Source organism: Geminocystis sp., assembly GCF_041753295.1.
GTDB lineage: Bacteria > Cyanobacteriota > Cyanobacteriia > Cyanobacteriales > Cyanobacteriaceae > Geminocystis.
The window spans coordinates 1-25,953 of sequence record NZ_JBGSUU010000037.1 but is presented as its reverse complement, the minus strand read 5'-3'; the positions used below and the strand labels follow the sequence as shown (position 1 = coordinate 25,953).

The following is a 25,953-nucleotide window of genomic DNA, read 5'->3' as shown; positions in this document are numbered from 1 at the left end:
TTTGGTGAAGCCTTAGAAGCGTTTCGCACCGCCATATCTTTTCGCTTTTTTCAATGGTTAAAAGATAATATTGAGGTATTTACTAATTATAAAGCAAGTTTGGGCTTTGTTTGGGCATAATTTTTGTTTAAGTACCGTTAGCACCAGTACCACCAATACCTATTACATAAAAACTCATGATTTTTCCTCATTTTATCGTTAATTTCTATTCATGAAACCATTAATCATTATCGCACCGGGTACGGTTTTCTTTTTTAAGAGTCCTGGTGTACTTGTAACCGTAGGTAGCCAATAAAGCAAAAATAAAGAGTTAAATAAGAATAATCCCATCATGGAAATTAAGGTTTCTTGAATTAACTCTCCGTTTTCATCTTGATTATTAAAATAAACCGTGATACTGACAATAATTACTAGGAGAAATAAACCTACATACCAAAGTAACTTAAAAGAACTAGCATCGCCATTTTGATTTTTAAGTAATATTACATACCATAAAACCGTAAAAGCAAGAGAAAAGCTAAAGATAATCCAAGCCGCAAGGGTATATTGTTTAATCCAATCCCTAAAAGGAATACTTCTAATTACGCCGAAAAATTTTTGATCATAAAGTAACGGTTGTAACCACATCATGAGTATAAAACCCACTAAAGCAAAGATGATAATTCTAATAATTTCTCCGACTTTCATTATTTTTAATCTCAATAATTAGATTTAGTGTTTATAAAAAAGTTGTTATACTTTAATATATATTAAACTCCAATCTTAATCTTAAAAAAAGAAATATAATTCAATATTTGTTCGACAACTTAAAATATATTGAAAATAAACCTATACAAAATTATCGTCAATTCATGGGTAACATCGGTAAAAATACCTTTAAATCTTTACTTTTTCTAATTTTTTCTTTATCTACATTAACCAGTTGTCAAAAAACTCCCGAAGAAACGTTATCTTGTATGACAGACTTAACACAAACTTCTACTCAAACTGACAATAACAGGAGTGATTTAGATATATCTGTTAATGTTGATGGTAGTGGTTCAATGGAGGGTTATGTTACTATTCCTAATAATAATTATATTAAAGCCTTGCAATTATTGGCTTCTGCCGTTATTGACACCAATAATAAAACTAATTTAGAATATAAACGCATTGGAGATGATAAAATTCTCACTCGCAATAATTTTGTCAATAATGCTACTTCTAAAAATTTTTATGATGGTAATGACAGTAATTATAAAGCAGTTTCAAGTCCTATTCATTCAGCAATAAAGCCTCCTGTAAACGGGAAAGATAAATTAACTATAATCGTTACGGATTTAGAAGGAGATGATGGCGGAAAAATTGCTGAAGTTTTAGCACAAAATTACTTAAATAAAGAGCAAAAAAATCAAGATTATACCGTAGGAATTTGGGCAGTAAAAAGTCAATTTAACGGTATTATTTATAATCCAAATACGGGAAAAGCTAAATTTAACTATAGCACGGAAGGTAAAACCGAGGAGGCTTTTCGTCCTTTTTATGTGTTATTTATCGGTAAATATGAGCAAATTGCGAACTATTTTGATGAGTTAAAAACCTTAGATAAAGAAATTCAAAATAATAGTGAAATGTTTATTTTTCCTACTCAAAAAGTTTTAGTACAAAATATGATTAATTTAGGCAATCTTGATGAAAGAAAAAGTAAAAGTACATTACCAGAAAATAATTCTTTAGAGAGAGTTTTTGCCTTAGAAGATAATAACGTTATTGTTAGTGTTGAAAATCCTGATAATGAACCTTATGAATTATTAAGTATAGTTGATAATATTGAACCTAAACTAACCCTTAATTATCAAGTTGCATTTCCCACAGTTGAGAAGATTAAAGGTGGTAATTATTCATTATCGATGGATGAAAATAATTTAAAAACTGATACTAAAGTATATACTTTTTCTTCTGATAATCAGGTAACAGAATCAACGGTAGAAAAATCAGAATCCGATAAAGAAACTGAAAATAAACCTCAAGAAGAAACCCCAGAAAAAATCGATAATTTACCTAAAAATTCCTCTAATAAACAATTTTTTACACTCAATAATAATAACTCTTTACAACAAGGTTTAGTTCTGAAAGATTTAAAGTTAGATAAAGAAAAAGAAACTTTACAATTTATCACAGATATTAATTTACAAAGTTTACCTAATTCTGATGTTTATTTATTTGAAGTTAACTTAATTTTAGATGATTTAATCGGATTAGATTGGTGGAATACTTGGAATGCAAATAATCAGAATAATGATGGTTCAAAAACACAAAATTTATCTATTTTTATGAATAAATTAAAGAATTTAAGTTTAGCAAATTTAAGTAATAGTGAAAATGATCCTGTTATCGGAAACTTTTGTTTTGCTATTCAAAAAAATTAAATTATAATCTGACATTATCAAAATAATAATTTGACTAAACTTGTTAATAACGTAATAATGATTTATGGCTAATAATACTGAATTAGAAAAAATAATTACTTATGTACAAAAATTAGAAAAAAGAATAACTAAATTAGAATCAGAAAAAGCAGTAATTATTAACGGTAATTTAGTTAATAAATCACCAAAACCTCTTGATATTTCTTTGACTAAACTAATTGATTTTTATAACGATGTTTCTCATATTTTAGATGCCTATGCTGTAACGGTTTCTTTATCAGAGGAAAGTTATAGAAAACAAACTGAAGGGAAAATAATTCTAAATCAAGTTAATAAAGGAAATTATTGGGTAATTTTACTAGAAAATGATGAAGGAAAAAACTATTATTTATTACCAAATGCTAATATTCAGTTAAAAATATATCGTTTAAAAACTATTAATTATTTATTCTTACTTCGAGGAGAAGAAAATAATAAAGAAGAAGAATTTACTTTAGTTAAACCAGCAATTTTAGAAATTTTACCCAGTGGTAATGAATGGCAGATAAAACAAAAAGGAGAACTATTTTTAGGTAAAAAAACTGCTATAAAAAAAATAGTTTTAGGTTTACAAAATCTGACTAATAACGAAGATAAAATCCCAGCTAGTTTAAAACAATTATTAACTGTTTTAGAGAAATTAAATCAAGGTAATTCTCAATTAGCAAAAGACATTAAATTTTTAGATAATCGATTAAAAAAATTAGAACCAGCCTATGTTGAATATCTTAATTTATACTACGATAATCCTGTCAAGTTTGCTGAATCAGAAGGAGGATTTACTAAATTAAAATTAACAAAAGACACCGTTAAAAATTTTTTAGAAAATAGTATTAATATCATCAATTTAGAAGCAAATAGTCAAGGGGAATATATCTTAAAAAAAGTAGATAACGAAGAATTTTTATTTTTAGATCCTCAAATGATTTTTGATAAAATGACTTTAAAATTAGCCCATTATACTAAACTATTTATCGCCGATAATGAAATTCCTGTTGCTGTGTCTGCTAACAATATTCTGATCAAAAAACCAGCAAAGTTAAGAAAAAATGGTGATATATGGTTATTAATCGAATCAGGAGAAATTAGCTTTTAATAGTTGTATAATTTGTCAGATTTTATAGAAAAAGTAATAACTATAAGCATAAATCTAAGATAAAATACTTAAAGAAAGAAAAAATATCAGGAAATCACCATTAATGAGAGATAAAATTACCATTCTCAAAGAAAATTTAGCGCGTACAATCGTAGGTAAAGAAGATGCGATAAAATTAGTAATAGTTGCCTTATTGAGTGGTGGTCATGCTTTACTAGAAGATGTACCCGGAGTGGGAAAAACTTTACTAGCTAAGTCTCTTGCTCGTTCAATTGATGGAAAATTTCAACGTATTCAATGTACCCCTGATTTATTACCAAGTGATGTTACAGGTACAAATATATGGAATCCTAGCACTAGAGAATTTGAATTTTTATCAGGACCAGCTTTTGCTAATATACTATTAACCGATGAAATTAATCGAGCAACACCTCGTACTCAATCATCGCTATTAGAAGTAATGGAAGAAAAACAAATCACCGTTGACGGTGTCGCTAGATTTGTACCTTCACCTTTTTTTGTCATCGCTACTCAAAACCCCATTGAATATCAAGGCACATTTCCCCTTCCTGAAGCACAAATGGATCGTTTTGCTATATCTTTAAGTTTAGGTTATCCTTCCTTTGAAGAAGAGTTGCAAATGTTGGAAAGACAATTAAATTCTACCTCCATTAATGAGCTTTCTCCTTGTATTACTTTAGCCGAGGTTATGGATTTACAAACACAGGTTTCACGAGTAAAAGTAGCTCCCGAAATACAAAAATATATAGTTAATCTAATTACCGCTTCTCGTAATGATGATGATATTACTTTAGGAGTTAGCCCTCGTGGTACATCAATATTGCAAAAAACCAGTCAAGCATTAGCATTTTTAGAGGGTAGAGATTATGTTATCCCTGATGACATCAAATTTTTAGCGCCAAATGTCTTGTCTCATCGTCTTATTCCCGCTGGTGGTAGAAATGCGAAAGTAATCGTTGCTCGTTTATTAAATACCGTGGCGGTAGAATAATTAAGCACTCTTGAATTAATTACTATAATAGGTCATGAAAATTGATTAAGGTTAAAAATGAATAAAAGAGCTTGGATTACCATTATTATTAGCTTTATTCTTAGCTGGAGTATCGTTATAGGCTGGAGTGCGTCTCGTAGTTTTGATTCTATGGCGATGGCATCTGTAGATAAAGCCACGGGAAATTTTAAAATTGGGGAAGATTTATATTTAGAAAATTGTGCAACTTGTCATATACCTATTCCACCGTCAGTTTTACCTCAAGAAACATGGCAAGAAATTTTAGAAACTCCCACGAATCATTATGGAACAAAAGTTGAGGGTTTGACTGGTTTTACTCAAAGATTAATGTGGCAATATTTACAAAATTATTCAAGACAATTATTAAAAGACGAAATTAAACCAAAATATATGGCACAATCTCGTTATTTTTTCGCACTTCATCCCCAAATAAATTTTTCTTCTACTATTACTATTAATAGCTGTATTGAATGTCATTCTCAAGCTCAAAATTTTGACTATAGTTATAAGGAATAATATATTTAAAACTTTTTAAACTCAAATCTTGCTAAAGTTAAATCAATATTTTTTATCCCTTTTTTAAGTTCTTTTTTTGTGCATTAATCCAAATTCTTTTTATCTGATTATAATAAGAATTCTTCTAAAAAAAGCTAATAAAGAATAGAGAAAAATCAACATAAATATTATTAATCTCTAATTATTAAATTTGATTCATTTTAACTAAAATACCGCTACAGAATTATCATTAAAACTCTTAACACGACTAGGTTTTATATAAACAGTTTGATTAAGACGTAAACCTAAATTATCAAATTTTTCTCGATTCAAATGAGCTGTAATTTCCCAATTATCACCAATAATTAACTCTGCTTGAATTTCCCAACCTAAGTGAATAATTCTTTTCACAATAGCTTTACTACTGTTACCATCATTTTCTAAAAATATATCTAATTCATGGGGGCGAACAAATACATCATTCCCTAAATTATCAAGAATATTCTGAGCAAATAAAGGTGCATTAGAAGGTAAAATATTTACTTCTCCAATGAATTTCATTACAAAAGATGAAGCAGGATTATCATAAATTTCAGCAGGTGTGCCGATTTGTTCAATTCTGCCTTTATTCATGACGACAATTTCGTCGGCTACTTCCATCGCTTCTTCTTGATCATGGGTTACAAATACGCTAGTAATATGTACTTCGTCATGCAATCTTCTTAACCATGCTCTTAATTCTTTACGCACTTTAGCATCTAACGCTCCAAAAGGTTCATCTAAAAGTAATACTTGAGGTTGTACTGCTAATGCACGAGCTAACGCTACTCGTTGTCTTTGTCCTCCTGATAGTTGACTAGGATAGCGATCGCCTAATCCTTCTAATTGTATTAAATTTAACAATTCCGATACTTTTTGTTTAATTTGCGTTGGAGGTGTTTTACGAATTTGTAAACCAAAACCAATATTTTCACGGATAGTTAAATGTTTAAATAGAGCATAATGTTGAAAAACAAAACCAATATTACGCTTACGAATATCAACTCCTGTGGAATCTTTTCCGTTAATAAGAATTGAACCAGTATCAGGATTTTCTAAGCCAGAAATAGTGCGTAAAAGAGTTGATTTACCTGAACCTGAAGGACCTAATAAAGCCACTAAGGTATTAGTTTTAACTTCTAAATTGATATTATCTAAAGCTAGATAACTACCAAAATTTTTAGAAACATTATTAACAATAATACTCATAATTTTTTACCTGTTTATTTGATTTTTATTTTGTTTAATTAATAGCCACTAAATCCCCAACTTTGGGGACTTTTAATCAATGTTATCCCCCAGAATTGGGGTAAGGGGAGCAAATCCCAGAATTGGAGGCTAGAGGCAAAATTCTTAAGTGTCAACAATCTTGGTTTTTTGCTCTAAAATTTCCTTGAAAATTAAAGTTAAAGCACCTAATAAACCTAAAACTACTGCCGCACTAAAAGCCGCTTCCGTTTGATAGTTTTTATAGGCTAATTCTACGAAAATTGGTAACGTTGCCGTTTGCCCGATGATACTACCAGAAACCACCGCTACCGCTCCAAATTCGCCCATAGCACGAGCATTAGTCAGTAACACTCCATAAAGTAAACCCCAACGAATAGTAGGTAAAGTGACTCGCCAAAAAATCTGCCAATCACTTGCACCTAAAGTACGCGCGGCTTCTTCTTGCTCAGTTCCCACCTCCTGTAACACAGGGATTACTTCTCTTGCCACAAAAGGAAAAGTAACGAAAATTGTCGCTAGAATCATTCCGGGTAAGGCAAAGATGATTTTTACGTCAAAATACTTGATTAACCCTCCAAACCATCCGTTTCTACCGTATAGCAACACCAACATTAAACCTGCTACCACTGGCGAGATAGAAAATGGTAAGTCAATTAAACTCATTAAAAATGCTTTGCCTCTAAAATCGTTACGAGCAATTACCCAAGCCGCACAAAGTCCAAAAACTGTATTTAAAGGCACTGTTACCACTGCAATAATAATGGTAAGTTTTACCGCTTCCCCAAATTCTCGTTGCTGTAAAGCCTCAAGAAAAGGTTGTATTCCTTTATGAAAAGCCTCATAAAACACTGAAATGGCAGGAATAATTAAAATTAAGGCTAAATACACCAAAGAAATTATGATTAGCCAAGTTTCCACAGATTTAATTTTCGGCATAACCACGCCCCCATTGTTGTAAGAAGTTAATTACTAATAAAAGAATTAAGGAGATAAAAAGTAATACAGCACCAATAACCGTTGCTCCTACATAGTCGTATTCTTCAAGGCGTTGAAAGACTAAAACCGGTGCGATTAAGTCTTGAAAGGGAATGTTAGAAGCTATAACTACAACTGAGCCATATTCTCCTACAGCCCTCGAAAATCCTAAAGCAATTCCCGTTAAAATCGGAGGAATTAGAGGAGGTAAAATGACAAGGCGAAAAGTCTCCCAATCATTTGCACCTAAAGCCCAAGCGGCTTCTTCGGTTTCTTTCTCTAGCTCTTGCAATACTGGCTGTAATGTTCTTACAACAAAAGGTAAAGAGATAAATAACATTGCCACAAATACCCCTAACTGAGAAAAGGCGATTTTAATACCAAAAGGTACAAATAATCTACCAATCCACCCCGTTTCGCTATAGACGGTTGCTAAAACTAATCCTGCTACGGCGGTAGGTAAGGCGAAGGGAATATCAATCATGGCATCGAATATTTTTCTACCCGGAAATTTATATCTAACTAATACCCATGCCAATAAAGTTCCCATTAAGCCATTGATAAAACCTGCAAAAAGAGCGGTAATAAAAGTTACTTGATAAGCAGAAATAGCAATATCTGAAGTAGCAATTTCCCAAAATTTAGCAAATCCTAAAGTAGAAGATTTAAGAATTAATGCAGCCATTGGAATTAATAACATAATAGTTAAATAACCAATAGTTATTGTCCAAGGTAAAGATATTTTTGAGAATATTGTAGTAAGTTTTTCTGATTTTATCACTAGAGGGGATTCATGAAAAAAGTTGACCATATTATTAATAAGTTTTTAAGAATAATTTTAATAAAAAATACTGATTAATCATCTAATAACCAACCTTCAAAATTCCAATTTTCAATTAAGGATTGATCTTCATATTTATGATTCCAAATTTCTATTTTACTATCAGATAAAAACTTTAAACCTTCAGTAATAGATTCTTTTGTCCCTTTTAAAAGAAGGTTAAACCAACCATCATTCCCAGCAGATTCTCCTAATAAAGCTGAGGTAATATTAACTTCTAAATTATAATCAGATGCTAATTGAAAAATCACAGGTTGTTGATGATATTCAGGAGGAATATGTAAAGATATTTTGAGAGATCTTAGTGGTTTGTTCATATTATTTATGGGTTTATTTAAAGTAATTAGTAACTTAATAATTAAAAGTTAAAATAGACAGATTATTACTATTTTTTGAGATTAGAAAAAATTTGATCAAAAATAGTTCCATCATCAAAGAAATCTTTTTGAACTTGTTTCCAACCTCCGAAATTTTCTACAGTAAATAACTTCTCAACTTTGGGATATTGATCTTTAAATTCTTCAAATATCGTTTCATCTACGGGGCGAAAACCCACCTCTGCAAATGCTCTTTGGGCTTCTGGGGTATATAAAAATTGCACAAATGCTTCAGCCACTTTCCTTGTACCTCGCTTATCTACATTTTTATCAACTACAGCAATAGGCCCTTCAATGGATATATTTTTATCTGTAGGTATGACATAAGGTTGATTTTCACCCTTCAATTTAGCCAATAAAATCTCATTTTCATAATTCATCAAGATGTCTCCTTGTCCTTGTTTATAAAACACGTCCGTAGCTTCTCGTGCATCTTTTGGCAACACGGGGACATTTTTATAGACACTGGTAACAAAATCTTGAGCTTGTTGGGCATCACCACCAGATTGAGTAATTGCTCCCCATAATACTAAAAAGTTCCATCTTGCACCCCCTGAAGTTTTTGGGTTAGCGGTGATAACTTTTATGTCGGGGTTTGCTAAATCTGCCCAAGTTTTTGCTGTTTTACCTCCTTCTCTACCCACTAAAGCCACCACGGAGCGAGTTACAATACCATTATTTGGAGCTTCTTTTTCCCACCCCGGTTCAATTAATCCTGCTTCTTGAATTTTCAGAGTATCCGCCGATAAAGCTAAACCAACAACATCCGCCTCTAATCCATCAATAACGGCTCTAGTTTGTGATCCAGATCCACCATAGCTTTGTTCAATAATAACTTTTTCACCAGTTTTTTGTTCCCATTCTTGGACAAATTTAGGGATAATTTTTTCGTAAGCACTTTGAGTTACAGCATAACTGACTAAGGTTAGTTTTACTTCCTGATTACCACTATTTTGGTTACTGGTATTATTTTCTGTCTGATTTGTGTTGTTAGGATTGGAACAAGCGCCCACCATACCACTAATAGCTAAACCAATGATAAATCCACTTATTAATCTTGTTTGCTTTTTCATCCTTTTTGTTTTTTAATCTTAACTCCATAATATCTTAAATGATAACTAAAATATTTTCAATACATTTTCAATTATTTTTGGAATTAATAAAAACTTTTTTTGAGGGCAAAATTAGCAACAGGAGTCAATCATTGACAAAAATAAATAGTTAAGGCTTAATATATACATTTATTTCTATCTTCTATTTCCTGAAAATTTGATGCTTTACTCAGCTATTAATCTGTTTATAATAGTTAACATAACTTTATAAAACATAACATTAATGACTATTACTAAGGATTCCATTCATTATGTCAACGCCTTAGAAGGTAACTATTGGCAATGGCGCGAACAAAAAATATACTATGTACAAGCAGGAAATTGTGATGATGATAAACCAACTTTATTATTAGTACATGGTTTTGGTGCATCTACTGACCATTGGCGTAAAAATATTCATCAGTTACAAGAAAACTTTTCCGTGTGGGCTATTGATATGTTAGGATTTGGCAGATCTAGTAAACCGTCATGGGAATATACGGGTAATCTTTGGCGTGAACAAATAAACGACTTTATCACAGAAGTAATTAAGCAACCAACAATTATTGCAGGAAATTCTTTAGGTGGTTACGCTTGTTTATGTACTGCGGCGGAGTATCATCACAATGTAAAAGGGGTTATTTTACTTAATAGTGCCGGCCCTTTTTCTGATAATGTAACCAAAAAAACTACTTTTGTTCAAAAAATTAGCGGTTGGTTATTAAAACAAGATTGGATTACTTATCTTTTGTTTCAGCGATTACGCAACAAAAAAAATATTCGCAAAACTCTCGAAAAAGTCTATTTAGATTCTACTGCCATTACCGATCAATTAGTTGAAGATATTTATCGCCCTTCCTGTGATGATGGTGCATTACAAGTATTTAGTTCTGTATTTAAAAGTCCTCAAGGAGAAAAAATTGATCAATTATTACAGAAAATGAACTGTCCTTTACTTAATATTTGGGGAGAAGCTGATCCTTGGATGCGATCGCAAGAAAGAGGAGAAAAGTTTAAAAAACATTATAGTAATTTAACTCAAGTATATGTTAGAGCTGGTCATTGTCCCCATGATGAAATACCTGAAGAAATTAATGGTTTAATTACAAGTTGGGTAACAGAAAAATTAGGATAAAAATATTTTAATTTATAAACATTGTAGCTGATGTTTCAGAAAATATTTTCCTGATTTACTACTATAAAATAATAAATCTGTTAAAGTTTTAAGTGCTAAAGAATTTTGAATTTCTGAGTTAATTTCGATACTCAAAGATTCATGAGATTGAGATAGCAATAAAAACTTATCCAAATAGTCCTTAACTATACCATAATAATAGTTAGTATTTTCTGAACTATCAATTTGTTCCAATAAAGAACAAGCTCTTCTGATTAATTCATCATTTTTTTGTAAAAGTTCTGCTAAATATTCTATCAAAATATCTAACTCAGATTTACTAATAGGAATAACTGTTGATTCTAACTTAATTCCTAATGCTAAAATTCCTAAATAAATTAGTTTTATTCTATGGGGAGTATTGTTAACTTTTTCCACATCAATTAAGTTTTCTTGTTCTTCTAACATAAGATAAAATATTATTAATATTAATAGGAATAATGAAGCAAATAAGTCTTAATTTACCTGAAAATCTTTCATCTATAATTGTAAAACACAATACCATTAATGGTTATATTTATGACAACTTATCTTCTACAAATGATCAAATATGGCAATTAAGGCAAGAAAATATTATGCCTCCTTTTTTCGTTATTGCCAAACAACAAACCGCAGGAAAAGGGCAACGGGGTAATATTTGGCGATCGCCATTAGGAGGTTTGTATTTAAGTATAATATTAGAAATTAACTTATCTATAGAATTTATTAATCATTTAACTTTATTTAGTATTTATGGTATTGTGAAAGAATTAAGAACATATAAGATTCCCGTACAAATAAAATGGCTTAATGACTTAATTTTAGAAGGTAAAAAATTAGGGGGAATTTTGTGTGAAACCAGAAGTGAAGGAAAGATAATTAAAGAAGTAGTAATGGGAGTCGGAATAAATTATGAAAACAAAATTTATAATAATAGTATTAGCTTAAACAATTACTATCAAAAAACGAATAAAGTTACCATAACGTCTGTTAATAATTTAGCAACAATAATAATTTTAGGTATTCTGAAAGGTTATCAACAATATCTTGATTTAGGTATTAATCATCTTGTAAATAATTATAATAAGTTAATGTATAATTTCCAAGATAAAGTGACAATAGAACAAATAAAAGGAGAAATTTCAGGCATTAATTCTCAAGGACATTTACAAGTAAAAATAACCTCATTAGGTGCTAGTAGTAAAATGAGTTTTTCTCCTCATAATTATAGTATTTCTTACGATAAATTAACCCAAAACTACTACCAATTAACCGAAAAAAAAGCTAAAAACAAGTCCTTTTGAATTGATATAGCAATCCTATTTGACTCCTAAGAAAATAATCAGTTAATTTCCCCCAAAATTGGGGGCAAGGGGGCGAAATTTTATAATTTCCTCCAAAATTGGGGGCAAGGGGGCGAAATTTTACCAACAATTTTAGAGTACTATACCTAAAAATCTCCATGATTTGCCATCGCACTACCTAATTTTTCCATAACTTCAGTAACGGAAATAGCGCCTAATTCCCCAGAAGCACGAGTGCGAATATTGAGAGTATTATTTTCAACCTCATTACCGCCCACCACAGCCATAACAGGAATTTTCTGCTTCTCACCGTTGCGAATCATCTTACCTAACCTTTCGTTACTGTTATCAACTTCTGCACGAATACCAGCGAGTAACATTTTTTGACAAACATCTTGACAGTACCCCGAAAAATCATCATTAACAGGCATTAAACGCACTTGAACGGGTGCTAACCACAGTGGGAAGTCTCCCGCATATTCTTCAATTAAGATGCCAATAAGACGCTCTAAAGAGCCAAAGGGAGCACGATGAATCATAATCGGACGTTGACGAGTACCGTCAGGGGCGGTATATTCCAAGTCGAAACGTTCAGGTAAATTGTAATCAACTTGAACTGTACCGAGTTGCCACTCTCTTTCTAAAGCATCTTGAAAAATAAAATCTAATTTTGGCCCATAAAAAGCCGCTTCTCCCTTAGCCTCAAAATAATCCATTTTTTTGATTTTCAGGGCGTGACGAATAGCATTTTCAGCCTTTTCCCAACCTTCATCACTACCAATATATTTATCAGATTCAGGATCACGAGTACTAACACGAGTTTTAAAATTACTCAGTTTTAAACTGTTAAATACCGTTAAAATTAAGTCAATAACACTAATAAACTCCTCTTCTAATTGATCAGGTGTTACAAATAAATGGGAATCATCTTGAGTAAAGCCTCTAACCCTTGTTAAACCGCCTAACTCTCCAGATTGTTCATAACGATATACCGTGCCAAATTCCGCTAAACGCATAGGTAAATCACGATAAGAGCGCAACTCACTTTTATAAATTTGAGTATGAAAAGGGCAATTCATCGGCTTTAAAGCAAAACCAACTTCTTTTTCTGCTTCCTCACCGTTATCAGCCATCATGGGAAACATATCTTCTTTGTAGTTTTGCCAATGACCAGAAATTTTAAATAAATCAACCCTAGCGATGTGAGGTGTAATTACTTCTAAATAACCGCGCTTGGTTTGTTCTTTTTTCAAAAAATCCATTAAAGTTGAACGAATTAAAGTACCTTTTGGTGTCCAAAGTGGCAAACCTGGCCCCACTAAATCAGAGAATATAAATAAACCCAATTCTTTACCTAACTTACGATGATCTCGTTTTAAGGCTTCTTCCTTCCGTCTTTTATATTCTGCTAATTGTTCAGGAGTTTCCCATGCTGTACCGTATAATCGTTGTAACTGTTTATTATTAGAATCACCACGCCAGTAAGCTCCTGCAATACTTTCTAATTCAATAGCTTTTGGATTTAAGTCTGCGGTGGTGTCAACGTGAGGACCGGCACATAAATCCCACCATTCTTCTGCTAAATGGTAAATTGTGATGGTATCATCCTTAATTCCGTCTAAAATTTCTAATTTATAAGGTTCATTAATATTTTTGATCCTCATTTGAGCTTCTTCTCTACTGACAACTTCTCTAGTTACAGGCAATTTACGATTAATAATTTTGATCATTTCTTTCTTAATCACCTTAAGATCCTTTTCTGTTAAGGGTTCTGACAAATCAAAATCATAATAAAAACCGTTTTCTGTCCAAGGGCCAATGGTTACTTGTGCATTAGGATATAATTTTTGTACCGCCATCGCCATCACATGGGAAGTGGTATGACGAATTTTCTTTAAGTTTTCAGATTCACTGGTGCGAGGTAGTTTAATAGACTGATTAGACATAAAAATAAATATAATGCTCGATGCTTATAGATGATGATCTTACAACAGTTAGGAACTGCTTTTTGATTGTAAAAACTTTATAATTGAAATTTGAATAAAAAAATCCCCCTTATTAATATAATTCAGGGAGATAAAAGACTAAATTTTGAGCAAGAGTTAAACAAAACTCATGGTATTAGTAATCCGTTTCATCGCTTCAATGACATTTTCACGACTATTAAAAGCGCTAAGACGAAAATAACCTTCTCCTGCTGCACCAAAACCAGATCCGGGCGTACCAACTACGTTAACATTGTGTAATAACTTATCGAAGAAATCCCAACTGGATAAACCATCTGGAGTTTTTACCCACACATAAGGTGCATTAACTCCACCATAAACTTTTAACCCTGATGAAGTTAATTCTTCTCTGATAATTTGGGCATTTTCTAAATAAAATTTGACTAATTCTGCAATCTGTACTTTTCCTTCTTCCGAATAAACCGCTTCTGCACCTCTTTGGACAATATAAGAAACACCATTAAACTTAGTACAATGACGACGATTCCATAGTTTCCAAATTTCTACTTTTGTGCCGTCTTCCGCTTTACCTGTCAGATTTCTGGGGATTACGGTTAAAGCGCAACGTGTACCCGTAAACCCAGCATTTTTGGAAAATGAGCGAAATTCGATGGCACAATCTTTCGCCCCTTCAATTTCATAGATAGAATGAGGTAAACTAGGATCAGTAATAAACGCTTCATAGGCAGCATCAAACAAAATAATCGCTTCATGTTTCTTGGCATATTCTACCCATGACTGCAAATATTCTCTTGTGGCGATCGCCCCTGTGGGATTGTTAGGAAAACAAAGGTAAATCAAATCTACTGCTTCTGTGGGTAACTCGGCGGTAAAATTATTTTCTGCGGTAATAGGAAGATAAACCAAACCTTCATATTCTCCTTTTTCGTTGGCATCCCCAGTGTTTCCTGCCATAACGTTAGTATCCACATAAACGGGGTAAACAGGGTCAGTAACAGCGATTTTGTTGTTTTTGCCAAAAATGTCAAGAATATTGCCAGTATCGCACTTAGAACCATCGGAGATAAAGATTTCATCGGCGGATATATCACACCCTCTACCTTGAAAATCATGTTGGGCTATTTTTTCCCGTAACCAACCATAACCCTGCTCAGGTCCGTAACCTTTAAAATTACTGCGATCGCCCATATCTTCCACAGCTTTAACCATAGCATCACGACAGGCTTTTGGTAAAGGTTCGGTAACATCACCAATACCTAATCTGATAATATTAGCATTGGGGTTTTCTTGGGCAAAAACATTAACTCGTCTTGCGATTTCTGGGAATAAGTAACCAGCTTTTAATTTTAAGTAATTATCGTTAATTCTAGCCATTATGAATATTTGTTAAGATTATTTTCATTAGTTTATCATTTGAGAGGAGGATGTTCTCCTATAGGGTACAAAATTTGACGTAAATTAACTAAACCTTCTCTATTTAAGTGCAAAATCGTTACTGTTACTCTACCCATAGGAGTTAATCCGATGATTAAATCATAATTATTATTCCATCTAAAATGATCTCGCCAATTATTTTTTCTAGGATGATATAAAGAGACAAATTGATCACTTAATTGATCATATCCTTCAGTTTTATTATATTTGTGATTATTGCAACCCTGACAAGCTAAAGCTAAATTATCTAAATTATTTTTACCTCCTTTACTAATAGGTAAAATATGCTCTATAGAAAATTTTTGAGTGGCAAATTTTTCTTGACTAATACAATACTCACAACAATTTTTTGCTCTTAATCTAACGCTATTTTTAAATTCTTCAGTAAGTTTATAATCCTTCATTATTACTTGGTTTAATTCCTAAATCTTCAATTAAATGACTAAGTGAGCATTGCCGTAAAGTTGCTAATTCAGTTAGATTTTTCAAGCGTTTCCATTGATATTTTTCAAATATATCCGTTAAATTTAATAATTCTTGGTATTCATTTTCTGTTAAATTTTCAGCTTCTTTTTTTTTGATCAATATTCTGTAACTTTGTTGAATTTTATTATCTACATCTTGGTTTATTTTTAATAATAAATTAGCTTCTTTTTTTGATAAATTAGGAGTAATTTGTTTCGCCCTAAAAGCAATAACATTTTGGGTAAATTCTTCTAATTCTGTTATCGTTAATTGTTTAACTGCTTGAAATAAATCTTCTTGAGATAATTGAGCTTCTAGTTTAATTTTTGGCATATTTGACTAGATTATTTTAAATTTTCTTTTAGTATATAATAAATTTAATTGAATTGTCTATTGTCTATTGTTACAATATTATAGTTTTATCAAAATTTTGCTATTTTTATTTATTCCATGATTAACAACTCGTTATTGATAGCTCTTGCCATCGCCCTATGCTCCATAATATGGGTAGAATTAGTCAGAGACTACTACCATTATTTAGCCCATATTTGGACACCTTTATCTCGTTTACACTCATGGCATCACCGAGTTTTTAAACCAGATTTATCCGTTAACAGTGTGGAAATTTATCGTCAAGCCCATTGGTATAATGACGTACCAGAATCTTTAGTTATGCTAATATTTAGCATCGGTTTTGCTTTATTATTCATCTCTCAAGGATGGATTTCACCTAACTATCAATGGTTAGCATGGTTAGGGTCACTTTATACCTTATCATTTACAGGTAGTGCCATCGCCAGAGGCTTAGGAATACCCTATGCAGATGAAATTACTGACGCTACCCATCGTCAAGGAGATTTTACCACTATTCCCGCTCATTGGTTCGTAAATCGTAGTTATCATTGGCGACACCATTTCGATGATCAAAATGCTTATTTTTGCGGTACATTTACTATAGTTGATCGCATCATGGGTACAGCATTATCTTTAAAAGGAAAAAAAATCGCCGTTACGGGGGCAAATGGGACACTAGGACAAGCATTAATCAAACAATTATATTTAAAAGGGGCAAAAGTTACCGCCTTAACATCTCAAAATCAAGAATTATTTATTGACGTTAGAAATGAGCAAATTCCCATCAAAACCCTTTCATGGCAAGTGGGAGAAGAATCTAATTTAACTAATATATTTGAAAAAATTGATATATTAATTCTCAATCATGGCATTAACGTTTATGGTGAAAAAACCGCCGAAGCCATTGAAAAATCTTACGAAATAAATGCTTTTTCAGGTTGGCGAATGATGGAATTATTTTTAAAAACTGTTAAGAATAATCAGGATAAAGCCACAAAAGAAATCTGGGTAAATACTTCCGAAGCCGAAGTAAATCCTGCTTTTAGTCCTCTTTATGAAATTAGTAAGCGCACAATGGGGGATTTAGTAACCTTAAAAAGAGTTAATTCTCCCATCATTATTCGCAAATTAATACTAGGTCCTTTCAAGAGTAAACTTAACCCAATAGGCGTTATGTCAGGGGATTGGGTAGCCAAGCAAATTGTTAATTTAGCCATCAGAGATTTTCGTGATATTATAGTAACAATAAATCCTTTTACTTATGTTATTTTTCCTTTCAAAGAATGGCTAATGTTAAGTTATTGTAAAGTTCTAACTAAGTAATTTCCCCCCTTGACAAAAAAATATAATAAAAGATACTATTAGGGCATATAATGACGGTATTAAATTCAGAGTAACTAAAATAAAGTCAAACTTAAATTTAGTATTCCCTTTGACAGAAATAACTGTTATTATTCCCTTTAAATAGTAGGTGACGCTACTAAGCGGTGAAATCCATCGCAACTAAAAAGAAACTTAATCTATTAAGTACTTTTAGACAAAAAAAATCACTCAAAATCGTTAATTAGATTATGTGAGTGTTAATTATCTATCGTTAATCCTTAACCAACAAAACAAAAGAATAAATGTCTAACCAATCCTTTTTCAAAAATAAATTAGCCGTAGGAGTAATGACTCTTGGTTTAGCTACCACTGCTTCTTTATTAGCTCCAAATTCTGCTGAGGCTTTAAACCTAAAATTTGAGCTTACTGGTGCCAATTTTGCTGGAGGCGGTACTCTAACTGGTAGCTTCCTTTATGATACAACTACTAATGTCTATAGTAACTGGAACTTTATCAGTACTGCTTCGGCACTTTCTAGTGCCACTGGAGGATTAGCTAACCCTTTTAACTATACTCCTACTTCCGCACCTTCTTTTGGTACTCTTACAGGTACTGCATTTCAAATTCGTACTGGTGTGAGTCCTAATGACAGAAGAATTTTGAATTTATTATTCAGCACTTCCCTCGCAACTTTTGATACTATAGGGCAGTCAACCACCTTAATTCCTTTTGATGAAGACATCAGTTTTGGATCTAGTGATAGATACATTCAAAGTGGGGTAACACAAATCGCTGGATTAACTGGTGGTACAGTTACTGTAGTGCCCAACTACGATGTTCCTGAACCTTTAACTATCTTAGGTACTTTAGTAGCTGGTGGTATTGGTGTAGGTATGAAAAGAAAAAAACAACAATTACAAAAAGAAACCGTTTAATTGATTAGTTAATTCTTTTTTCACATCAAATATCCAATTAGAATTAATTATTACTAAGTACATATTCATTACTAATCGAAATACGGGGAACTTAAAAGACAGAAATGTCAAAGTTTCCTCTTTTTTTGGGCATAAATTATGTAAAAAATTGCCCCTTAATCCCCAAGTTTGGGGAAAATAATAATTTTTAAAACTCCGTAGTAATAATCTGTTTTAGTGCTGATTCAAGGTTAGGATAAAGAAAATTATAATTCATTAATTCTGTAGTTTTTTGTGGTAAAACTTTTTGCCCTTCTAAAACTACTTTTGCACCATCCCCTAACAGTAATTCTAAAGCAAAACTCGGTACTGGTAGCCATGATGGGCGTTTTAAAATACTTCCTAAAGTTTTACATAATTTATTCATGGTGACAGGATAAGGTGCAGTGGCGTTAAAAGTACCATGAATGTTATTATCTTTTAAACTTTGAATGATCATCTCTACTACGTCATCTCGATGAATCCATGAAAACCACTGTTTACCTCCACCAATAGGCCCTCCAGCAAAGATCTTAAAAGGTGGTATCATTTTAGCTAAAGCGCCTCCATTGCCCAAAACGATACCGAAACGTAAAATTACTAATCTTATTCCTATTTCTGTTACTTTGTCAGCTTCCCCCTCCCATGCTTGGCATACTTGCGCTAAAAAATCTTCCCCTGCTGGACTAATTTCTGTATAAGTTTCTGTTTCACTCGTACCATAAAAACCAATGGCTGAAGCGTTAATTAATACTTGGGGTTTTTGATTAGATTTAGCTATGGCATCCACAATAATTCTTGTGCCTAACTGCCTACTATCAAGAATTTCCTGCTTATAACTATCACTCCATCTTTCAGCAATAGGTGCCCCGGCAAGGTTAATAACGGCATCACAACCATCAATTTTATTTTGCCAATTACCCTCTTGTTTCGGAGTATAGTTAATAAATTCTAAATTCGAGTAAATTGCAGGGGAAAAAAGGGATTTAGCTTTATCAACATGACGGGTTAAAATGATAATTTGATTGTCTTTGGCTAATTTTTCTACTAATTTTGTACCGATAAAACCTGTTGCACCAGTAATCGCTATTTTCATTAATTTTTATTTTTTGTGATTAATATTAAATTACTATTCTACCAATAATTAATTTTTAGGGAAATCTTATCTAATTATTAATTATGGTAACTTTACCTTGAGAATTACGAGGAATTTCTGTTACTTTTTCCCAAACTTTTGGTATTTTATAGTTAGCAATTTCAGATACAAGTTTTGCTTTTATATCTTCTGTTTTAATACTGCTATTAAGAGGTACATAAAAAGCTGTAATAATTTCTCCCCAATAATCATTTTTTTGCCCCATTATATAGACATCTTTTACTAAGTTAGTAGCTAAAATTGCCCTTTCAATTTCTAAAGGAAAAATATTTTCTCCCCCCGTAATTATTTTCTGACTATTACGCCCTAAAATATATAAATAACCTTTTTTATCTACATAACCAACATCATCGGTAATAAAAATATCTATAGTTTTAACATGGGGATAATAACCTTTAAATAAAGAAGTTGATTTTATCTTAATAATATCTTCTTTTTCTTCCTTGAGAACAACTTGAATATGGGGTAAAATATAACCATTATTATAATTATTTTCTTGAATTTCTCTAGGTTTTAAGATACTAATACCTGAAGCTGTTTCTGTCATACCATAACTTAAAGCTAAGGAAATATTATGTTTATTTGCTAATAGTATTTGATGAGGATAAATAGACGAACCACCAACTAAAACAGTTTTAAATCTTGTTAAATATTGAGGATTATTATCGAGAAAAAATTGTAGTTGAGTAGGCACTAAAGAGATAAAATAATCTTGATAATCTTCAATAATTTCTAAGTTATTTTTGACGTTTTGAAAACTATTAATAACTAACTTTCCTTCAGTAATAAAACTGCGTATAACCTGCATTAAACCACTAACATGATAAAGGGGTAAACAGCAGTAAGAATTAATAGATAAATTACCAAAATATTGATAAAAACCCATAGCCGAAGCTGTTAAAGTTTCCCATGTATGAATCGCAAATTTAATTTTACCCGATGTACCGCCAGTGGGAATCATAATTCCCGTAAAACTGGGTGAATTTTGATTAATAGAAGAAAAATTATAATTAATGTTACCAAAAATAATATCTGGTTTAACTATCTTCTCTATTTGTTGCCATTCTCTTATCTGCCAATGAGGATTAATTAAAAAGACACAACTATTAGTAATAATACTAGCGAAAAAAGCAGAAATAAATTTATTAGATTCTGTTTCAGCAATAAAAATAATTGGTTTTCTCTTAATGTCATTATAGGAATTAATTTTAGTGATATAATCTGTTATTAATTTTTCTAAGTTTTCTGATTTATAGTTAAATATCCATTGAGTATTTAATAATTTTAACTGTGATAATATAGATAATTTATTATTCATTAAAATCACTGTAATGCTCTAAGATAATCAATAGCTGCATCTAATTTAGAAGGATAAGATAAGGCAAATTGTTCAAACCAAAAACCTTCATCGGAATAAGAATCTAAATTTTTTAACCAAAGTTCTGCTTTTCTTCTTAATTGTTTTTCTTGTCTTTGTTTTTCTAATTCTTTTTGTCTAATATCTTCTAAATTATCAACTTTTTTATGTTGTTTTATTTCTGACTGTTTTTGACTAAAGTTTTCAGCTATATTTTGTAAAGATGATTCAGCAATAGACGATTGTTTATCAGATTTTTTGACAGATTTTTGTTGTTGAAATTTAGCTTGAATATCCGTTAATAAATCCTGTGAAGTATCACTTTTTTTTGCAGTGGTAGATTTTTGTTGTTGAAATTTAGCTTCAATATCCGTTAATAAATCCTGTGAAGTATCGCTTTTTTTCCCAGTGGTAGATTTTTGTTGTTGAAATTTAGCTTGAATATCTGTTAATAAATCAGGATGTTTTTTTTCTTGTTTCTGAGATTGTTTAGTATTTTCTATCTCCGATAAGAAAGAGTCTATATTATCTTTATTTTCTTTATTCATCACTGGCTGACAATAAATATTAATAGTGTTGTTAACAGTATTTTTATCTTGCTGTTTTTCTTGATACTTATTTTCAATTTGAGCAAAAATATCATCTATATTACCCATAGCTAAAATTAGGTATATAACATTTTAATTATAACATTTTTTTGACAAATTATAGGGTAGATAGTTAATAAAAAAAGTATTTTTTCTACCCCATAAAAAACCTAAGCAGCTATATCTAATATAGATTGTAAGGTTTGCCAACGGAAATAAAGCTCCCCACCAAGTTCTAAAACTACTTTAATTTTAGGTTGTTGTTTTGTTAAACTAATTAAATACTCTTTTTCTTGATTAGAAAGGACAAAACCTTCAATAATCCATAAAACTAAACCTTTAGAAGAAACTGGTAAATTTTCTAGTTGAGAAAGGGCGATAGGAGGAATAAAATAAGTAGGGCCAACTGCACCTTCTTGATCAATATTTTTTTTACCTAAATGGGCAGGGCGTACTCCATGAATACCTGTTAAATAAGAACTTAAATCACCTAATCCCCTAGCAGAAAAATTAATAGTATGATAACCTGATGTGCGTAATCTTCTTTGATAACGTCCTTCAAAACCCCCTTCAAGAGGTGCATATACAGCTAAAATGCTTGATTTTTCTAAATCTCGAATAAAACTTTTTCCTGTAGTTAATAATGGCATAATTTTTTTTATGGTTACTAATAATATCCATCTCAATTTCTTTGATTATAATAGGACAAGGGTGAATCTGATCCAGTTAAGCTCAAAGCTAGTAAGATAGTTAAATAATTATAAAACTTACGCACTTGTCTCCTTTATCCCCAAGTTTGGGAGTAAGTTCAATTGAACTCCCGAAGAATTGGAGTAAAAGGCTGAATTAACTCTTTTTCTAGTAAAAATTCTTATAATAATAACAGTTAATTAATTTGTGTGTGATGAGGAATAAATATTTTGAATGAATTAAGAGCTGTGTTAGAATTAGCCACAGAAGAAGAATTGCAACAAGTTACTCAAATTCTGTTTTGTCGAAAATTCAATCCCATTGATTATTTACACACACCAAACCCTTTAGATGTCCAAAGTCAAGATTGGCAAAGATGGCTAGATTCCATTGAAAAGCGTTTTCGTTTTTTAGGCGCTGATGGTGTTACTGTGTTGCGTCGTCAAACCGATGGAGTTTCTTATCGAGATATTTTGATTCAGGTGTGTCGTTATCTTAAAATCCCCTACTCTCAACAAATGACGACTATTGATATTGAGGGGGAAATTTTCTTAAATTTATTACAAAAAGCATGGCATAAATTACCGCCATCCCAACAACAATCTCTTAAAAGTAAGGTTATTTCTTCTCTAGCCGATTCCACAAATCCTGAACCCTTGCCCTTGAGTTTGCAACATGATCCTGTTAGAATTTTATTGCAGGGTAGCAGTGTTGTAGCTGTAAGTTCCATTTTAAAACCTTGGTTACTACAAAAAATTGCCCAACAATTTGCATTACATTTCGCTACCTATCAAGTGGCTAAAACAACTATTATTAATGGTAGTATCGCTACGGCTACTCAATTACAAAATCATTTTACTCTACAAATGGCTAAACGAGGTATGGCAATAAGTACTGCTCGATATACGGCTGTAAGAAGTATATTTACTTTCTTAGGTCCAGTATTATGGGGATATTTTCTTGCAGATTTAGGTTGGAGGGCGATCGCCACTAATTATACAAGAATAATACCTGTAATTTTTACTTTAGCTCAAATTCGTCTTACCCGTAGTGACGATTGGCAAGTGATGGCTTATTGAATAAGATTTAGAGAAAAAATATTACCTATTAACTATGGCAGTTACAGCCATTGTTACGACAGGCTTCTCCATTTTTATGGTTATCAGCACAGGCACTAGAACAGAAATACTGACCATTTTTTTTGTAAACCGCTACTAATATCAACTATACATAAACAAGAAGGACAAGCACATTTCATTTGGGTAATGGTTGCGGTAGTCATAATAATTTATCTCCAATTTTATTACTGAATCTATGAACATTAATTCAGGTGTTGTTTAACATATTAGCAGAAAAAATGAATAAGTGTTCAGATATTAAGTTTTATGAAGAAAGAAAAATCTAAAAATCTCCACCTCATAAATGATATAATCACCCTTTGAAATCGGTAGAGTATCTAATTGAGCAATTATAATGACTAAAAAGCGTGTTTTATCAGGAGTACAACCCACAGGAAATTTACATATCGGAAATTATTTAGGGGCGATTCGTAACTGGGTAGAATTACAGCCTAACTATGATAATTTTTTCTGTGTAGTGGATTTACACGCCATCACTGTACCTCATAATCCTGCTACTTTAGCACAAGATACTTACACCATTGCCGCTTTATATTTAGCTTGTGGTATCGACTTAAATTATTCGACGATTTTTGTTCAATCTCACGTTAGCGCCCATAGTGAGTTAGCATGGTTATTAAACTGCGTTACGCCTCTTAATTGGTTAGAACGGATGATCCAATTTAAGGAAAAAGCCATTAAACAAGGAGAAAATGTCAGCGTTGGCTTATTAGATTATCCTATTTTGATGGCAGCGGATATTTTGTTGTATGATGCTGATCAAGTACCTGTAGGTGAAGATCAAAAACAACATTTAGAGTTAACTAGAGATATTGCTATTCGCTTTAATGATAAATTTGGAGAGGAAAAAAATCCTATTTTCAAAATTCCTGAACCTCTAATTCGTCAAGAAGGTGCTAGAATAATGAGTCTTGCTGATGGTACAAAAAAAATGTCTAAGTCTGATCCTTCACCATTAAGTAGAATTAGCTTATTAGACTCTTCTGATGATATTCAGAAAAAAATCAAAAAATGTAAAACTGATACTATTATGGGCTTAAATTTTGCTAATGATCGCCCAGAATGTAATAATTTATTAGGATTATACGGTATCTTAACAGAAAAAACGAAAGAAGAAGTAATTTTAGAATGTAGCGACATGGGTTGGGGTAAATTTAAACCCCTTTTGACAGATGCAATTATTAACGCTTTAACTCCTATTCAGACTAAATATAACGAGATTATGACAGATAAAAATTATTTAGATTCGGTGTTAAAAGAAGGAAAAGAAAAAGCGGAAAGTGTGGCAAATATAACCTTAAAACGGGTTAAAGATGCCTTGGGATATTTAATAATAACTTCTTAGTAATCAGTAAAAAAGCCTAAAATATGATCAATAAATTTCAAAATGCCATCGTCAATAAAGAATTTTTAATCACTGCGGAAGTAACACCTCCAAAAGGAGGAAATCCTCAACGAATGTTAGAAGTAGCTGAGTTGTTAAAAAATCGAGTACATGGTGTCAATATTACCGATGGTAGTAGAGCAGTATTAAGAATGTCATCCATTGCGGCTTGTTATTTATTATTACAAAGGGGAATTGAGCCTATTTGTCAAGTAACAGGAAGAGATAGAAATTCTATTGCTTTACAAGCTGATTTAATGGGTGCTTATAGTTTAGGAATTAGAAACATTTTAGCTCTAACAGGCGATCCTTTAAAAGCTGGAGATCATCCCCAAGCAAAAGCAGTTTTTGAGTTAGAATCTGTGCGATTATTAAAGTTAATTGGAAAATTAAATGACGGTTTTGATATTAATAATAAACCCTTACATGATGGTAATTTAGAGTTATTTCCTGGAGCTGCTGTTGATCCTCAATCTAATAGTTTATCAGGTTTACAGCGTCGTTTTGAAGCAAAATTAATGGCTGGTTCAAAGTTTTTTCAGAGTCAATTAATTACTGATTTTGATAAATTAGATCAATTTATGAATCATATTGCCGTAGGATGCGATCGCCCAATTTTAGCGGGAATATTCTTATTAAAAAGTGCAAAAAATGCTTTATTTATTAACAAGAATGTACCCGGAGTTGAGATACCAGAAAGGATAATTAAAAGACTAGAAAAAGCAGAAAAACCTTTAGAAGAAGGAATAAAAATAGCAGCCGAGCAAATAAAAAGTGCGAAAAATATTTGTCAAGGAGTGCATTTAATGGCAGTCAAAAAAGAGGATTTAATTCCGCAAATCTTAGACTTAGCAGACATAAAAGCCCTAAGTAATTAGTAACTTTAAAGAGGGCAAAGAAAATGAATTTAAGACAAGTTTACTTAGGGGTTGCTGAAAAAGTCTGAGGAAGGGGTAGGGCAAAGGGCAATGGGCAAAGGGCAAAGGTTTTAATGGTTTTGATTTTTGAAATTAGAGTTTGTAACTGTATAATACTACCCTGTTTTTTGAGCAAAAATGCCTAA

At 31.7% G+C, this 25,953-nt stretch carries 28 protein-coding genes; 11 read left to right on the top strand and 17 right to left on the bottom strand.

Annotated features, from left to right (window positions below):
- Window positions 1–198 precede the first annotated feature (198 nt).
- Entirely contained in the window at window positions 199–687 is a 489-nt protein-coding gene (locus ACEW8E_RS03715; protein ID WP_373478993.1) for a hypothetical protein, read from the bottom strand.
- Window positions 688–794: 107 nt separating this feature from the next.
- Between ACEW8E_RS03715 and ACEW8E_RS03710 the strand changes: the two genes are divergently transcribed.
- The 4 genes from ACEW8E_RS03710 (at window position 795) to ACEW8E_RS03695 (ending at window position 5,092) form a co-directional block, all read left to right on the top strand.
- Window positions 795–2,408, top strand: a complete 1,614-nt coding sequence (locus ACEW8E_RS03710; protein WP_373478992.1) for a hypothetical protein — start codon at window positions 795–797, stop codon at window positions 2,406–2,408.
- A gap of 64 nt (window positions 2,409–2,472) precedes the next feature.
- Window positions 2,473–3,543 carry a hypothetical protein gene (locus tag ACEW8E_RS03705; protein ID WP_373478991.1) on the top strand — a complete coding sequence of 357 codons (1,071 nt, stop codon included), beginning with the start codon at window positions 2,473–2,475 and terminating at the stop codon, window positions 3,541–3,543.
- Window positions 3,544–3,646: 103 nt separating this feature from the next.
- Complete coding sequence (locus ACEW8E_RS03700) at window positions 3,647–4,555, top strand: AAA family ATPase (RefSeq protein WP_373478990.1); 909 nt, start codon at window positions 3,647–3,649, stop codon at window positions 4,553–4,555.
- A gap of 57 nt (window positions 4,556–4,612) precedes the next feature.
- Window positions 4,613–5,092 carry a dihem cytochrome c family protein gene (locus ACEW8E_RS03695; protein ID WP_373478989.1) on the top strand — a complete coding sequence of 160 codons (480 nt, stop codon included), beginning with the start codon at window positions 4,613–4,615 and terminating at the stop codon, window positions 5,090–5,092.
- Window positions 5,093–5,296: 204 nt separating this feature from the next.
- On the opposite strand, the gene ACEW8E_RS03690 is transcribed toward ACEW8E_RS03695, so the two are convergent.
- The 5 genes from ACEW8E_RS03690 to ACEW8E_RS03670 all read right to left on the bottom strand — a co-directional run bounded on the left by ACEW8E_RS03690 (window position 5,297) and on the right by ACEW8E_RS03670 (window position 9,549).
- On the bottom strand, window positions 5,297–6,319 hold the full coding sequence (locus ACEW8E_RS03690; protein ID WP_373478988.1) for a sulfate/molybdate ABC transporter ATP-binding protein: 1,023 nt from the start codon (window positions 6,317–6,319) through the stop codon (window positions 5,297–5,299).
- A gap of 144 nt (window positions 6,320–6,463) precedes the next feature.
- Window positions 6,464–7,276 (bottom strand): sulfate ABC transporter permease subunit CysW, encoded by an 813-nt coding sequence (gene cysW, locus ACEW8E_RS03685; protein WP_373478987.1) that lies wholly within the window; start codon window positions 7,274–7,276, stop codon window positions 6,464–6,466.
- Complete coding sequence (gene cysT / locus ACEW8E_RS03680) at window positions 7,263–8,126, bottom strand: sulfate ABC transporter permease subunit CysT (protein WP_373478986.1); 864 nt, start codon at window positions 8,124–8,126, stop codon at window positions 7,263–7,265. Before cysT ends, cysW begins: the two co-directional genes overlap by 14 nt.
- A gap of 44 nt (window positions 8,127–8,170) precedes the next feature.
- On the bottom strand, window positions 8,171–8,473 hold the full coding sequence (locus ACEW8E_RS03675; RefSeq protein ID WP_373478985.1) for an NIL domain-containing protein: 303 nt from the start codon (window positions 8,471–8,473) through the stop codon (window positions 8,171–8,173).
- A gap of 68 nt (window positions 8,474–8,541) precedes the next feature.
- Window positions 8,542–9,549, bottom strand: coding sequence for a sulfate ABC transporter substrate-binding protein (locus tag ACEW8E_RS03670; RefSeq protein ID WP_373478994.1), 1,008 nt, complete (start codon window positions 9,547–9,549; stop codon window positions 8,542–8,544).
- A gap of 319 nt (window positions 9,550–9,868) precedes the next feature.
- Between ACEW8E_RS03670 and ACEW8E_RS03665 the strand changes: the two genes are divergently transcribed.
- Entirely contained in the window at window positions 9,869–10,759 is an 891-nt protein-coding gene (locus tag ACEW8E_RS03665) for an alpha/beta fold hydrolase (RefSeq protein WP_373478984.1), read from the top strand.
- Between the two features lie 12 nt (window positions 10,760–10,771).
- Here ACEW8E_RS03665 and ACEW8E_RS03660 read toward each other — a convergent pair whose 3' ends face one another.
- Window positions 10,772–11,206: a DUF3038 domain-containing protein gene (locus tag ACEW8E_RS03660; protein ID WP_373478983.1), complete on the bottom strand. Its 435-nt coding sequence runs from the start codon at window positions 11,204–11,206 to the stop codon at window positions 10,772–10,774.
- 32 nt (window positions 11,207–11,238) lie between these two features.
- On the opposite strand from ACEW8E_RS03660, the gene ACEW8E_RS03655 reads away from it, so the two are divergent.
- Complete coding sequence (locus ACEW8E_RS03655) at window positions 11,239–12,081, top strand: biotin--[acetyl-CoA-carboxylase] ligase (RefSeq protein WP_373478982.1); 843 nt, start codon at window positions 11,239–11,241, stop codon at window positions 12,079–12,081.
- A gap of 146 nt (window positions 12,082–12,227) precedes the next feature.
- On the opposite strand, the gene thrS is transcribed toward ACEW8E_RS03655, so the two are convergent.
- The 4 genes from thrS to ACEW8E_RS03635 form a co-directional block, all read right to left on the bottom strand.
- The gene (gene thrS / locus ACEW8E_RS03650) at window positions 12,228–14,027 is read right to left on the bottom strand and encodes a threonine--tRNA ligase (RefSeq protein WP_373478981.1); all 1,800 of its coding nucleotides are present in this window, start codon (window positions 14,025–14,027) and stop codon (window positions 12,228–12,230) included.
- Between the two features lie 156 nt (window positions 14,028–14,183).
- Window positions 14,184–15,422: an LL-diaminopimelate aminotransferase gene (locus tag ACEW8E_RS03645; RefSeq protein ID WP_373478980.1), complete on the bottom strand. Its 1,239-nt coding sequence runs from the start codon at window positions 15,420–15,422 to the stop codon at window positions 14,184–14,186.
- A 35-nt stretch (window positions 15,423–15,457) separates the two neighbouring features.
- Window positions 15,458–15,886 carry an HNH endonuclease gene (locus ACEW8E_RS03640; RefSeq protein WP_373478979.1) on the bottom strand — a complete coding sequence of 143 codons (429 nt, stop codon included), beginning with the start codon at window positions 15,884–15,886 and terminating at the stop codon, window positions 15,458–15,460.
- A complete protein-coding gene (locus tag ACEW8E_RS03635) occupies window positions 15,873–16,280 on the bottom strand; it encodes an STAS/SEC14 domain-containing protein (RefSeq protein ID WP_373478978.1) in 408 nt (135 codons plus the stop codon). Before ACEW8E_RS03635 ends, ACEW8E_RS03640 begins: the two co-directional genes overlap by 14 nt.
- Before the next feature lie 117 nt (window positions 16,281–16,397).
- Between ACEW8E_RS03635 and ACEW8E_RS03630 the strand changes: the two genes are divergently transcribed.
- Both ACEW8E_RS03630 and ACEW8E_RS03625 read left to right on the top strand, forming a co-directional pair.
- Complete coding sequence (locus ACEW8E_RS03630; protein WP_373478977.1) at window positions 16,398–17,624, top strand: bifunctional sterol desaturase/short chain dehydrogenase; 1,227 nt, start codon at window positions 16,398–16,400, stop codon at window positions 17,622–17,624.
- Window positions 17,625–17,926: 302 nt separating this feature from the next.
- A complete protein-coding gene (locus ACEW8E_RS03625) occupies window positions 17,927–18,559 on the top strand; it encodes a PEP-CTERM sorting domain-containing protein (protein WP_373478976.1) in 633 nt (210 codons plus the stop codon).
- Window positions 18,560–18,746: 187 nt separating this feature from the next.
- On the opposite strand, the gene ACEW8E_RS03620 is transcribed toward ACEW8E_RS03625, so the two are convergent.
- The 4 genes from ACEW8E_RS03620 to ACEW8E_RS03605 all read right to left on the bottom strand — a co-directional run bounded on the left by ACEW8E_RS03620 (window position 18,747) and on the right by ACEW8E_RS03605 (window position 22,327).
- Window positions 18,747–19,673: a TIGR01777 family oxidoreductase gene (locus tag ACEW8E_RS03620; RefSeq protein WP_373478975.1), complete on the bottom strand. Its 927-nt coding sequence runs from the start codon at window positions 19,671–19,673 to the stop codon at window positions 18,747–18,749.
- 70 nt (window positions 19,674–19,743) lie between these two features.
- On the bottom strand, window positions 19,744–21,051 hold the full coding sequence (locus ACEW8E_RS03615; RefSeq protein ID WP_373478974.1) for an AMP-binding protein: 1,308 nt from the start codon (window positions 21,049–21,051) through the stop codon (window positions 19,744–19,746).
- 5 nt (window positions 21,052–21,056) lie between these two features.
- Entirely contained in the window at window positions 21,057–21,746 is a 690-nt protein-coding gene (locus ACEW8E_RS03610; protein WP_373478973.1) for a salt stress protein, Slr1339 family, read from the bottom strand.
- Between the two features lie 101 nt (window positions 21,747–21,847).
- Window positions 21,848–22,327, bottom strand: coding sequence for an NAD(P)H-quinone oxidoreductase subunit N (locus ACEW8E_RS03605; protein WP_373478972.1), 480 nt, complete (start codon window positions 22,325–22,327; stop codon window positions 21,848–21,850).
- Window positions 22,328–22,597: 270 nt separating this feature from the next.
- On the opposite strand from ACEW8E_RS03605, the gene ACEW8E_RS03600 reads away from it, so the two are divergent.
- Complete coding sequence (locus ACEW8E_RS03600; protein ID WP_373478971.1) at window positions 22,598–23,446, top strand: YaaW family protein; 849 nt, start codon at window positions 22,598–22,600, stop codon at window positions 23,444–23,446.
- Between the two features lie 28 nt (window positions 23,447–23,474).
- Here the strand turns inward: ACEW8E_RS03600 and ACEW8E_RS03595 are convergent, their stop codons facing one another.
- Together ACEW8E_RS03595 and ACEW8E_RS03590 are read right to left on the bottom strand one after the other, a co-directional pair.
- Window positions 23,475–23,591, bottom strand: coding sequence for a hypothetical protein (locus ACEW8E_RS03595; RefSeq protein ID WP_373478970.1), 117 nt, complete (start codon window positions 23,589–23,591; stop codon window positions 23,475–23,477).
- Window positions 23,542–23,649, bottom strand: coding sequence for a hypothetical protein (locus ACEW8E_RS03590; RefSeq protein WP_373478969.1), 108 nt, complete (start codon window positions 23,647–23,649; stop codon window positions 23,542–23,544). Before ACEW8E_RS03590 ends, ACEW8E_RS03595 begins: the two co-directional genes overlap by 50 nt.
- Before the next feature lie 191 nt (window positions 23,650–23,840).
- On the opposite strand from ACEW8E_RS03590, the gene trpS reads away from it, so the two are divergent.
- Window positions 23,841–24,851 carry a tryptophan--tRNA ligase gene (gene trpS, locus ACEW8E_RS03585; protein ID WP_373478968.1) on the top strand — a complete coding sequence of 337 codons (1,011 nt, stop codon included), beginning with the start codon at window positions 23,841–23,843 and terminating at the stop codon, window positions 24,849–24,851.
- Between the two features lie 23 nt (window positions 24,852–24,874).
- The gene (locus ACEW8E_RS03580; protein WP_373478967.1) at window positions 24,875–25,768 is read left to right on the top strand and encodes a methylenetetrahydrofolate reductase; all 894 of its coding nucleotides are present in this window, start codon (window positions 24,875–24,877) and stop codon (window positions 25,766–25,768) included.
- The last annotated feature ends 185 nt before the right edge of the window (window positions 25,769–25,953 follow it).

Bases quoted from the DNA above. Each gene is read 5' to 3' on its own strand.
- ACEW8E_RS03715 (WP_373478993.1), bottom strand. From the start codon at position 687: ATGAAAGTCGGAGAAATTATTAGAATTATCATCTTTGCTTTAGTGGGT.
- ACEW8E_RS03705 (WP_373478991.1), top strand. From the start codon at position 2,473: ATGGCTAATAATACTGAATTAGAAAAAATAATTACTTATGTACAAAAA.
- ACEW8E_RS03700 (WP_373478990.1), top strand. From the start codon at position 3,647: ATGAGAGATAAAATTACCATTCTCAAAGAAAATTTAGCGCGTACAATC.
- ACEW8E_RS03695 (WP_373478989.1), top strand. From the start codon at position 4,613: ATGAATAAAAGAGCTTGGATTACCATTATTATTAGCTTTATTCTTAGC.
- ACEW8E_RS03690 (WP_373478988.1), bottom strand. From the start codon at position 6,319: ATGAGTATTATTGTTAATAATGTTTCTAAAAATTTTGGTAGTTATCTA.
- cysW (WP_373478987.1), bottom strand. From the start codon at position 7,276: ATGCCGAAAATTAAATCTGTGGAAACTTGGCTAATCATAATTTCTTTG.
- cysT (WP_373478986.1), bottom strand. From the start codon at position 8,126: ATGGTCAACTTTTTTCATGAATCCCCTCTAGTGATAAAATCAGAAAAA.
- ACEW8E_RS03675 (WP_373478985.1), bottom strand. From the start codon at position 8,473: ATGAACAAACCACTAAGATCTCTCAAAATATCTTTACATATTCCTCCT.
- ACEW8E_RS03670 (WP_373478994.1), bottom strand. From the start codon at position 9,549: ATGGTGGGCGCTTGTTCCAATCCTAACAACACAAATCAGACAGAAAAT.
- ACEW8E_RS03665 (WP_373478984.1), top strand. From the start codon at position 9,869: ATGACTATTACTAAGGATTCCATTCATTATGTCAACGCCTTAGAAGGT.
- ACEW8E_RS03660 (WP_373478983.1), bottom strand. From the start codon at position 11,206: ATGTTAGAAGAACAAGAAAACTTAATTGATGTGGAAAAAGTTAACAAT.
- ACEW8E_RS03655 (WP_373478982.1), top strand. From the start codon at position 11,239: ATGAAGCAAATAAGTCTTAATTTACCTGAAAATCTTTCATCTATAATT.
- thrS (WP_373478981.1), bottom strand. From the start codon at position 14,027: ATGTCTAATCAGTCTATTAAACTACCTCGCACCAGTGAATCTGAAAAC.
- ACEW8E_RS03645 (WP_373478980.1), bottom strand. From the start codon at position 15,422: ATGGCTAGAATTAACGATAATTACTTAAAATTAAAAGCTGGTTACTTA.
- ACEW8E_RS03640 (WP_373478979.1), bottom strand. From the start codon at position 15,886: ATGAAGGATTATAAACTTACTGAAGAATTTAAAAATAGCGTTAGATTA.
- ACEW8E_RS03635 (WP_373478978.1), bottom strand. From the start codon at position 16,280: ATGCCAAAAATTAAACTAGAAGCTCAATTATCTCAAGAAGATTTATTT.
- ACEW8E_RS03630 (WP_373478977.1), top strand. From the start codon at position 16,398: ATGATTAACAACTCGTTATTGATAGCTCTTGCCATCGCCCTATGCTCC.
- ACEW8E_RS03625 (WP_373478976.1), top strand. From the start codon at position 17,927: ATGTCTAACCAATCCTTTTTCAAAAATAAATTAGCCGTAGGAGTAATG.
- ACEW8E_RS03620 (WP_373478975.1), bottom strand. From the start codon at position 19,673: ATGAAAATAGCGATTACTGGTGCAACAGGTTTTATCGGTACAAAATTA.
- ACEW8E_RS03615 (WP_373478974.1), bottom strand. From the start codon at position 21,051: ATGAATAATAAATTATCTATATTATCACAGTTAAAATTATTAAATACT.
- ACEW8E_RS03610 (WP_373478973.1), bottom strand. From the start codon at position 21,746: ATGGGTAATATAGATGATATTTTTGCTCAAATTGAAAATAAGTATCAA.
- ACEW8E_RS03605 (WP_373478972.1), bottom strand. From the start codon at position 22,327: ATGCCATTATTAACTACAGGAAAAAGTTTTATTCGAGATTTAGAAAAA.
- ACEW8E_RS03590 (WP_373478969.1), bottom strand. From the start codon at position 23,649: ATGACTACCGCAACCATTACCCAAATGAAATGTGCTTGTCCTTCTTGT.
- trpS (WP_373478968.1), top strand. From the start codon at position 23,841: ATGACTAAAAAGCGTGTTTTATCAGGAGTACAACCCACAGGAAATTTA.
- ACEW8E_RS03580 (WP_373478967.1), top strand. From the start codon at position 24,875: ATGATCAATAAATTTCAAAATGCCATCGTCAATAAAGAATTTTTAATC.